Raw genomic sequence first — 9,757 nt, forward strand, 5'->3', positions numbered from 1 at the left:
TACCCGTCCCATCCTTCTGGGGCTCCGCCCCAGACCCCGCTCCTCAAACGCCGGAGGGGCTGAGTTACCCAGCCCGTCCGGCGTTTGAGGACGAGGCCGTTCAGGCCGAAGCGGGGGTCTGGGGGCGGCAGCCCCCAGGAGCGCGGACGCCCGCCTGAACCCCCGCCGAAGCGCCGCGCCTAGCGGCCCGCCTCCTTGGACACCAACGCCACCGCCTCGTCCACGTCGTCGGTCACGTGGAACAGGAGCAGGTCCTTCTCCGAGGCCTTGCCCTGGGCTACCAGGGTGTTGCGGAGCCAGTCGACCAGGCCGCCCCAGTACTCGCTGCCGAAGAGGACGATCGGGAAGCGGGTGACCTTCTGGGTCTGGACGAGGGTGAGGGCCTCGAAGAGTTCGTCGAGGGTGCCGAGGCCGCCGGGGAGGACCACGAAGCCCTGGGCGTACTTGACGAACATCATCTTGCGGACGAAGAAGTACCGGAAGTTGAGGCCGATGTCGACGTAGGGGTTCAGGCCCTGCTCGAAGGGCAGCTCGATGCCGAGGCCGACCGAGACGCCCTTGGCCTCGCCCGCGCCCTTGTTGGCCGCCTCCATGGCGCCGGGGCCGCCGCCGGTGATCACCGCCCAGCCCGCCTCCACCAGCGCCCGGCCGAGCCGTACGCCCGCCTCGTACTCCGGTGAGTCCGCCTTGGTCCGAGCCGAGCCGAACACGCTGATCGCGGGCGGGAGTTCGGCGAGCGTGCCGAAGCCCTCGATGAACTCCGACTGGATGCGCAGCACCCGCCAGGGGTCGGTGTGGACCCAGTCCGAGGGGCCGCCCGCGTCCAGCAGGCGCTGGTCGGTCGTGCTCGCCGTCACCTGGTCACGCCGCCGGAGTACCGGCCCCAGGCGCTGCTCCTCCGGTGGCTGCTTCTTGCCCTCGGGGTTCCCGGTAGCCATGTGCGCTCCCTCCGCTTGCAGGTGTTTCCACCTCAGCGTAGATCTCCGCTGGTTACAGACGGGGGACGTCGGCATGTCCGCCACGGAGCGCCGGCTCGAATCAGGCCGAGAGCCACGCCCTCAGTCGCTCCTCGCCCGCCAAGATCTTTCCCGTTTCGACCCTTTCGTCCCGCTTGTGCGCCAAGTGCGGGTTCCCGGGGCCGTAGTTGACCGCCGGGACGCCGAGCGCGGAGAAGCGGGACACGTCCGTCCAGCCGTACTTGGGCCGGGGCTCGCCGCCGACCGCCTCGATGAAGGCGACCGCGGCCGGGTGGGAGAGGCCGGGCAGCGCGCCGCCGCTGTGGTCGTCGACCACGAACTCCTCGACCCCGCAGTCCGCGAACACCTCGCGCACGTGGGCGATCGCCTCCTCCTCCGTACGGTCGGGCGCGTAGCGGAAGTTGACCGTCACCACGCACGCGTCGGGGATGACGTTCCCGGCGACCCCGCCGGAGATGCCGACCGCGTTGAGGCCCTCCCGGTACTCCAGGCCGTCGATGACCGGGTAGCGGGGCTCGTACGCGGCGAGGCGGGCGAGGATCGGGGACGCCGCGTGGATCGCGTTCGAGCCCATCCAGGAGCGTGCCGAGTGGGCCCGCTCGCCCTTGGTCTTCAGGAGCACGCGCAGGGTGCCCTGGCAGCCGCCCTCGACCTCGCCGTCGGACGGTTCGAGCAGGACCGCGAAGTCGCCGTCCAGCCAGTCCGGGTGGGCCTCGGCGACATGGCGCAGGCCGTTCAGCTCGGCGGCGACCTCTTCGTTGTCGTAGAAGATGAAGGAGATGTCCCGGTTGGGGGCGGGGACCGTTGCCGCGATGCGGAGTTGGACCGCCACCCCGGACTTCATGTCGCAGGTGCCGCAGCCCCACAGGACGCCCTCGTCGTCGAGGCGGGAGGGGACGTTGTCGGCGATCGGGACGGTGTCGATGTGGCCGGCCAGGATGACGCGCTCCGCGCGGCCCAGGTTCGTGCGGGCGATCACGTTGTTGCCGAACCGGTCGACCGTCAGGTGCGGAAGCGCGCGGAGGGCGGCCTCGATCGCGTCCGCGAGCGGCTTCTCGGTGCCGCTCTCCGAGGGGAAGTCGACGAGCTGCGCGGTCAACAGGGCGGCGTCCAGCGTGAGGTCAAGGGGGGTGTCGGCCATGCCGTCGACCCTAACGCGCCGCCGTGGGGAGCTCTGTCCACACCCGGCTCGGCAGTCACAGCGGCCTCCGCTACCTTGTACGCGTGCCAGAGCCGTCACCTCACTCCCCCAAGCGTCGTGGTCGCTTCCTCCGCTTCTCCGCGGCCTTCGTGGTCCTGCTCGGTGTAGCGGGATATCTCGTCGTGCAGTACGAGACGGGAGGCAGAGGGCCGGGCTGCGAGGTCGTCTCCGGCAAGGGCGGTGAAGCGGTGTACGAGTTCACGCCGGAGCAGGCGGTGAACGCGGCGACGATCGCCGCCGTCGGCACCGGGCGCGGCATGCCCGAGCGGGCCGTGGCCATCGCGCTGGCGACCTCGATCCAGGAGTCGGGCCTGCGCAACATCCAGCACGGCGACCGGGATTCACTCGGCCTGTTCCAGCAGCGTCCCTCGCAGGGCTGGGGCACCGAGAAGGAGATCCTGGACCCGACGTACGCGGCGGGCATCTTCTACGAGCACCTGGCCAAGGTGCCCGACTACACGAAGCTGCCGCTGACCGTGGCCGCACAGCGCGTGCAGCGCAGCGGCTTCCCGGAGGCGTACGCCAAGCACGAGCCGGACGCGACGCTGCTGGCCGCCGCCCTCACCGGCTCCTCGCCGGCCACGCTGACCTGCCAGGGCCGCCCGGACCCCACCACCGTGACCGAGGCCGGTCCGGACGCCGTACGGGCCGCGCTGGTACGGGACTTCGGGCGGGACGCGCTGCAACCGGCCGCCGCCGAGGTGAGCGACGCCTCGACGAAGCCCACCCCCACGCCGACGGTGAGCGCGACGCCGGGTTCGCGGACCGTCACGCTGCCGGTGACCAAGGACACCGGCGCGGGCAAGGGCCGTGACGTGCGCGAGCGCGGCTGGCAGCTGGCCCACTGGGCCGTGGCCAACGCCTCCGCGCTGCACATCGAGCGCGTGTCCTACGGCGGACGCGAGTGGAGCGCGGGGAACACCGACAGCAAGTGGCGTACGACGGGTACGCAGGACGCCGAGGCGGCGAAGCAGTCCGCGAACGCGGTGCGGATCGTCACCGGGCAGTAGTGCGAGTGATCACCCGCGAGGGTCAGCCGCGGCCCCTTCGCGGCAGGGTGTGCGCAGGTTTTCGCGCAGTCACTCCCGAAACCGCGAAATCCCTTGAGAACAAAGGGCTGTAAGGATTCGGCACACTTTCGGACCAGGCACTCTTTGCCCGTTTTTATCCGCAGCCGATTATGCGACGCATTGCCAACTCTTTACGTTGTCGCTGCGCAACCTCCGAGGGGCTTCGAGCGGTAGTCACGACGTCCGAGCAACGTTTCCTCCCGTCACAAGGAGCATCATGTCCCTCCCCCTGACCCGTCGGATTGCCCGTGCCGCGCTGCTCGTCGCGGCGGGAGCGGCTGCCGGGGTCGGTGCGGCCGGCGCCGCGAGCGCGGCCCCCGACCTGCCCGCCACCCCCAACCTCGGCGGCCTGACCGCCCTGGACGGGGCGAACGTGGGCAACACCGTCGACGGAGCGGCACAGAACGTCACCGGGCTCGCGGGCGAGGCCGGCAGCAAGGCCGTGAAGAAGGCGGTGCCCGCCGCGGGCAAGACCGGCGGCAAGGCGGTCAAGAAGGCCGCGCCGGCCGCGCAGAAGACCGCGGGCGAGGCGGCGGGCTCCGCCGGGGACCTCGTCGGTGACACCACGAAGACCGCCACCAAGGGCGGGCTGCCCACGGACTCCCTCACCAAGGGCGGCCTCCCCGGCGGCGGCCTCCCCTCCACGGACACCCTGCCCCTGAAGGGCCTGCCGCTCGGCGGCTGATCGCCCCGCGCACGACGAAAAAGAAGGGGCCCGGGATCGTCTCCCGGGCCCCTTCGTCGTGCACGTGGTCCTGCACGTCGTCACGCACGTACGCGTACGTACGCGTACGCGTCTACGCCAGCCGCTCCACGGCCGCCCGCACCCGCTCGTCCGTCGCCGTCAGCGCCACCCGTACGAACGTGTCGCCGGCGGTCCCGTAGAAGTCGCCGGGCGCGACCAGGATGCCCAGTCCCGCCAGGTGGGCCACCGTGTCCCAGCAGGACTCGCCGCGGGTCGCCCACAGGTAGAGGCTGGCCTCGCTGTGCTCGATCCGGAAGCCGTGTCCGACCAGCGCCTCGCGCAGGGCCGCCCGCCGGGCGAGGTACCGCTCCCGCTGCTCTTGCACATGGCCGTCGTCGCCGAGGGCCGCGACCACGGCGGCCTGGGTCGGCGCGGAGGTCATCATGCCGCCGTGCTTGCGGATCTCCAGGAGCGGGCCCAGGACGGCCGGGTCACCGGCCAGGAAGGCCGCGCGGTACCCGGCGAGGTTGGAGCGCTTGGAGAGCGAGTGGACGGCCACGATGCCGTCGTAGGAGCCGCCGTTGACGTCCGGGTGCAGCACCGAGACCGGGTCGGCCTCCCAGCCCAGTTCGAGGTAGCACTCGTCGGAGAAGATCAGGACGCCGTGCTCGCGGGCCCAGGCGACGATCCGGGTCAGCTCGTCCTTCGACAGGACCCGACCGGTCGGGTTGGAGGGCGAGTTGAGCCAGAGAAGCTTCAGACCCTCGGGGTCGAGGGTGGTCGGGTCGTCGTAGACCTCGTACTCGGCGCGGGCCAGCCGGGCGCCCACCTCGTAGGTCGGGTAGGCCAGGCGCGGGTAGGCGACCCGGTCGCCGGGGCCGAGGCCCAGCTGGGTGGGGAGCCAGGCGACGAGTTCCTTGGAGCCGACGATCGGCAGGACGTGCCGGTGGGTGACGTCCCGGGCGCCCAGCCGCCGCTCGACCCAGCCGGTGAGCGCGTCCCGCAGCGCCGGGGTGCCCCAGACCGTCGGATAGCCGGGCGAGTCGGCCGCGTCGACGAGCGCCTTCTGGATCAGGTCGGGGACCGGATCGACCGGGGTGCCGACGGACAGGTCGACGATGCCGCCGGGGTGCGCCGCGGCCGTCTTCTTGTACGGCTCCAGCTTGTCCCAGGGGAAGGTGGGCAGGCGGTCGGAGACTGCGGACACGGTTACTCGCTCACTTTCTTCGGTACGGCAAACGCCTCGGCCCCGTACGGCCGCGATCCGGGGATCAGGCCGTACGGGACCGAGGCGGCGCGATGTGCGGGCCGCGGGCGGCGGCTACTCGGCCGCTGCCTGCGGGGGCAGCGCGGCGATGAAGGGGTGGTCGCGCTCGATCAGACCCAGCTTGCTGGCGCCGCCCGGGGAGCCGAGCTCGTCGAAGAACTCGACGTTCGCCTTGTAGTAGTCCTTCCACTCCTCGGGAGTGTCGTCCTCGTAGAAGATCGCCTCGACCGGGCACACCGGCTCACAGGCTCCGCAGTCGACGCATTCGTCCGGGTGGATGTACAAGGACCGGGAGCCCTCGTAAATGCAGTCGACCGGGCACTCCTCGATGCACGCCTTGTCCTTGACGTCGACACAAGGCTGCGCGATGACGTAGGTCACGCTGTCGTTCCTCCTCGATAGGGCGCCGGCGGGCCTCCTCAGGCTCCGCCGCCTGGCGCGCGGGAGCGCGGCGTCGTCGATGCCCGCCCCTAGTATCTCCGTTCCTGGGCATGATCCGAACAGGAGGGGTGGACAGACCTGTGGAAATCTCGGCCGCTGGACGTCTCGAGGTCCGTATCACCGCAGCTGACGTGGGGAAACGAGTATCCGTACGGCGGTTGAACGAGCCTGGGACAACTCAGGAGAAGTTCACCGACACGGTGGGTGTTCTCACATCATGGGACGACGGTGTGCTGCTGATCACACGCAAGAGCGGCGAGAGCGTCCACATCGCGGAATCCGCGCTGGTCGCGGGCAAGGTGGTGCCGACCGCGCCGGCCCGCCGCCGGGGCCCCGCCGCCTCGTACGAGGAACTCGCGCACGTGTCCTCGCGCGCGTGGCGGCCGGTGGAGAGCGAGCGCCTCGGCGACTGGGAGCTGCGCGCCGCGAGCGGATTCACGCGGCGCGCGAACTCCGTGCTCCCGCTGGGCGATCCGGGCCTGCCGCTCGACGGGGCCCTGGATGCCGTACGACGGTGGTACGGCGACCGGGGGCTGCCGGCGTACATCCAGACCGCGACCGGCGCCGAGGGCACGCAGGAGGTGCTGTGCGCGGAGCTGGAGCGGCGGGGCTGGGTGCGTGAGGTGAGCGCCGAGCTGTGGATCGGGGCGCTCGCGCCGGTCGCGGACCGGGCCGAGGGCGCGGACGTCGTGCTCTCCCGGGAGGCCGACGAGGCGTGGCTGTCGCGGTATCAGCGCAAGGGGGTGAGCGAGGTGGCGTTGGAGGTGCTCGGCAGCGGGCCGTCGGTGTGGTTCGCGACGGTTCCCGGTGAGGAGTCGCCCGCCGCCATCGGGCGGTGCGTGGTCGATGGACGGTGGGCTTCGTTCGCCGCCGTGGAGGTCGATCCGGCGATGCGGCGGCGGGGGCTGGCCACCGTGGTGATGGCCGCGTTGGCCCGGCGGGCCCTGGAGGAGGGGGCCTCGGCCGCCTGGTTGCAGGTCGAGGCGGAGAACGTCGGGGCGCGGGCGCTGTACGACGGGATGGGGTTCGGGGCGCACCACGCGTATCACCACTATCGGGAGCCGGCCCGTCCTGGCAACGGGACAATCCACGACGGCCGGTAGCGATCGCCGGGAAAGGGCACGAGCCTGCTATGCGTCACCCCACTCCCCCGCCGCCCGAGCGGGCCGCCGAGGTACGGCGGCGGTTCGCCGAAGAGGCTCGGTCCGAGCGGCCCGATCTGTCCGCGCTGTGCCTGCTGGTCGGCGCGGCGGCCGACGGCACGCTGGACGAGGCCGGGCTGGATGCCGCGCAGATGGAACTCGACCGGCTGGCGGGGCAGTTGCCCTTCCGGCCGGGCGGGCCGTTGTCCTGGGCGACCGCGTTGCACCATCTGCTGGGTGTCCAGGAGGGGTACCGCGGTTTTCCCGTCGACTACCAGCGGCTCGAGTCGTCCCTGCTGCACGAGGTGCTGCGGCGGCGGCGCGGGTTGCCGATCCTGCTGTCGGTGGTGTGGATGGAGGTCGCCCGGCGGGCCGGGGCGCCGGTGTACGGAGTGGCACTTCCCGGACATTTCGTCGTCGGGTTCGGGCCGCCCGAGCAGCAGGTGCTCGCGGATCCGTTCGACGGGGGGCGGGTGCTCGGTGGGGGCGACGCGGAGTTGTTGGTCGCGGGGGCGACGGGGGCTCCGCTGGATGCGTCGATGTTGAGGCCGGCGAATCCGTTGGAGGTGGTGCTGCGGATTCTCAACAACGTGCGGGCGTGGGCGGTGGCTCGGCCCGAGCGGTCGGATGTCGCGCTGTGGGCGGTCGATCTTTCGTTGCTGCTGCCTTCGCATCCTGCGCGGTTGCGGTACGAGCGAGCGCAACTCCTTGTTCAGCGGGGGGACTTCGTCGAGGGGGCGGTGGAGTTGGAGGAGTACGCGGGGATGATCAGTGCGGTTGATGAATCGTGGGCGGAGACGGTGCGGGGGCAGGCTCGGGCTGCTCGGGCGTTGCTCAACTGAGTTCACCCGATCGCCTCAGGGGTGACCCCGAGCCCCTAAAAAGGTTGGCTACAGCCAACCCTTCTCCCTTGCGATCCTCACCGCCTCCGCCCTGTTCCTCACCGCCAGTTTCTGGATCGCCGTCGAAAGGTAATTTCGGACCGTGCCCTGGGACAGGTGCAGGGCCGATGCCAGCTCCGCGTTCGTGGAGCCGTCTGCCGCGGCACGGAGTACCTCTCGTTCCCGCTCGGTCAGCGGATTCGCGCCGTCGGCCAGGGCGGCGGCCGCCAGCGTGGGGTCGATGACCCGGTCGCCGGCGAGGACCTTGCGTACCGCTTGGGCGAGTTGGGCCGCGGGGGCGTCCTTGACCAGGAAGGCGTCGGCGCCGGCCTCCATCGCGCTGCGGAGGTAGCCGGGGCGGCCGAAGGTGGTGAGGACGACCAGTTTCACGGACGGGAGTTCCCTGCGTACGGCGGCCGCCGCCTCGATGCCGGTGCAGCCGGGCATCTCGATGTCCAACAGGGCCACGTCCACGGCGTGTTCGCGGACCGCGGCCAGGACCTCGTCGCCGCGCGCCACCTGGGCGACGACCTCGATGTCGTCCTCCAGACCGAGCAGGGCGGCCAGCGCCTCGCGGACCATCGACTGGTCCTCGGCCAGCAGGACCTTGATCGTTCGGCTCATGCCCCGGATCCTACGTCCGCCGGGGTGCCGGCGGGCACGCGGACGACCAGGCGGAAGCCGTGCTTGGTGCCGGCGGCTTCGAGGGTGCCGCCCGCCTTCTCCAGGCGCTCGGCGAGGCCCGTGAGCCCGTTGCCGGGGCCCTTGCCGGAACCGCCGGAGCCGTTGTCCTCGACGGTGAGTTCCAGCATCGGGCCGCCCAGGGTCTGGCGGGCGAGCAGCTCCACCGTGCAGCGCCGGGCGCCGCTGTGCCGGACGACGTTGGTGATCGCCTCACGCAGCGCCCAGGCCAGGGCGGACTGACTCTCCTCGGGTACGCCGGTCAGGTCGACGGTGGCTTCCTCGGGGAGTTCGGCGGTGACGCCCGCCGCGGTCAAGGCGACCTGGGCACCCGCCAGTTCGGCGGCCAGGCGCGGCCGGCGGTAACCGGTGACGGCCTCCCGGACGTCGACCAGGGCCTGCCGGCTGACCTGTTCGATGTCGGCGACCTGCTGGGCCGCCTTGTCGGGGTGGTCGGGGAGCATACGGCCCGCGAGTTCGCTCTTCAGCGTGATCAGCGAGAGGGAGTGGCCGAGCAGGTCGTGCAGGTCCCTGGCCAGGCGCAACCGCTCCTCGTTGGCGGCCAGTTGGGCGACGGTGGCGCGTGCCTTGCGCAACTCCACCGTCGTACGCACCAGTTGTCGTACACCCGTCATCGAGTAGCCCACCAGCAGCACGACCAGGAACAGGCCCCAGGCCAGATCCAGGTCGTCGGCGAACCAGCCGGCCAGCATCATCGCGGCGGTGGTCAGCGGGATCGTCCAGTACGCGGCGCGCAGCGGGAGGGTGATCCCGCAGGTGACGGAGACGTAGACGTACAGGCCCAGCCAGTGGCCACCCAGGGAGAGGGACAGCGCGACGGCCAGGACCCACATCACGGCCACCAGGACGGCGATGAACCAGCCCGCGTAGGGGCGGCCCATGGTGCGGAAGACGACGGCCAGGTAGATCCCGGTGAAGGCCACCAGGCCCACCCAGCCGGCCGTCGTGGCCGAGGGGGTGTGGTGGCCGGCCGTCAGGTCCTGCACGGGGGCGCTGAGGAAGACCAGCCAGGGCAGGACCCACACCAGCTTGCGGATCGCCTCGCCCCGGTCGCGGGGCGGCCGGCCGATCCGCACCAGCCGATCCGCGCGGGCTTCCTCGTCGGACCGCAGATCTTCCGTCATCGCGCTCACGCCTTCAGCGTGTCCTTCCGGTACAGCCACGCCGCGCCGCCCGCGAACAGGGCGAAGTAGACGACGAGGAGGGCGACGTCCTTCGAGCTCGGGGACTGGCTCTGCTCGATGGCCTGTCCCAGGGCAGCGTACGCGTGCGTGGGCAGCCACTTCGCGATGTCCTGGAGCCACTGCGGGAACGTCGTCGCGGGCATCCACAGGCCGCCCAGCAGGGACAGGCCGAAGTAGGTGATCATCGTGATCGGGCGGACCGCGTCG

Annotated in this window: 10 protein-coding genes and 1 pseudogene; 4 read left to right on the forward strand and 7 right to left on the reverse strand. The window is 71.4% G+C overall.

Features of this window, described 5'->3' with window-relative positions:
• Positions 1-179: 179 nt before the first annotated feature.
• Positions 180-938 (reverse strand): LOG family protein, encoded by a 759-nt coding sequence (locus ACWD5F_RS45340; RefSeq protein WP_123997926.1) that lies wholly within the window; start codon positions 936-938, stop codon positions 180-182.
• 100 nt (positions 939-1,038) lie between these two features.
• Positions 1,039-2,118: a succinyl-diaminopimelate desuccinylase gene (gene dapE / locus ACWD5F_RS45345; protein ID WP_451261972.1), complete on the reverse strand. Its 1,080-nt coding sequence runs from the start codon at positions 2,116-2,118 to the stop codon at positions 1,039-1,041.
• A gap of 83 nt (positions 2,119-2,201) precedes the next feature.
• Here dapE and ACWD5F_RS45350 point away from each other — a divergent pair, with 83 nt between their 5' ends.
• Together ACWD5F_RS45350 and ACWD5F_RS45355 are read left to right on the forward strand one after the other, a co-directional pair.
• Positions 2,202-3,188, forward strand: coding sequence for a heavy metal transporter (locus ACWD5F_RS45350; protein WP_451261973.1), 987 nt, complete (start codon positions 2,202-2,204; stop codon positions 3,186-3,188).
• Positions 3,189-3,465: 277 nt separating this feature from the next.
• Positions 3,466-3,933 (forward strand): ATP-binding protein, encoded by a 468-nt coding sequence (locus tag ACWD5F_RS45355; RefSeq protein ID WP_451261974.1) that lies wholly within the window; start codon positions 3,466-3,468, stop codon positions 3,931-3,933.
• Between the two features lie 112 nt (positions 3,934-4,045).
• Here the strand turns inward: ACWD5F_RS45355 and ACWD5F_RS45360 are convergent, their stop codons facing one another.
• The gene (locus ACWD5F_RS45360; protein WP_451261975.1) at positions 4,046-5,140 is read right to left on the reverse strand and encodes a bifunctional succinyldiaminopimelate transaminase/glutamate-prephenate aminotransferase; all 1,095 of its coding nucleotides are present in this window, start codon (positions 5,138-5,140) and stop codon (positions 4,046-4,048) included.
• A gap of 114 nt (positions 5,141-5,254) precedes the next feature.
• Positions 5,255-5,581, reverse strand: coding sequence for a ferredoxin (gene fdxA / locus ACWD5F_RS45365; RefSeq protein ID WP_451261977.1), 327 nt, complete (start codon positions 5,579-5,581; stop codon positions 5,255-5,257).
• Positions 5,582-5,721: 140 nt separating this feature from the next.
• On the opposite strand from fdxA, the gene ACWD5F_RS45370 reads away from it, so the two are divergent.
• Positions 5,722-6,744 (forward strand): GNAT family N-acetyltransferase, encoded by a 1,023-nt coding sequence (locus ACWD5F_RS45370; RefSeq protein ID WP_451261981.1) that lies wholly within the window; start codon positions 5,722-5,724, stop codon positions 6,742-6,744.
• A 29-nt stretch (positions 6,745-6,773) separates the two neighbouring features.
• A complete protein-coding gene (locus ACWD5F_RS45375) occupies positions 6,774-7,625 on the forward strand; it encodes a transglutaminase-like domain-containing protein (RefSeq protein ID WP_451261978.1) in 852 nt (283 codons plus the stop codon).
• Positions 7,626-7,673: 48 nt separating this feature from the next.
• Here the strand turns inward: ACWD5F_RS45375 and ACWD5F_RS45380 are convergent, their stop codons facing one another.
• The 3 genes and pseudogenes from ACWD5F_RS45380 to ACWD5F_RS45390 form a co-directional block, all read right to left on the reverse strand.
• A complete protein-coding gene (locus tag ACWD5F_RS45380; RefSeq protein WP_451261979.1) occupies positions 7,674-8,288 on the reverse strand; it encodes a response regulator in 615 nt (204 codons plus the stop codon).
• The gene (locus tag ACWD5F_RS45385; RefSeq protein ID WP_451261980.1) at positions 8,285-9,499 is read right to left on the reverse strand and encodes a sensor histidine kinase; all 1,215 of its coding nucleotides are present in this window, start codon (positions 9,497-9,499) and stop codon (positions 8,285-8,287) included. Before ACWD5F_RS45385 ends, ACWD5F_RS45380 begins: the two co-directional genes overlap by 4 nt.
• Positions 9,496-9,757: pseudogene (locus ACWD5F_RS45390) on the reverse strand (ABC transporter permease); the annotation flags it as partial. The gene ACWD5F_RS45385 and the pseudogene ACWD5F_RS45390, both read right to left, overlap by 4 nt.

Source organism: Streptomyces sp. NPDC002499, from assembly GCF_053595415.1.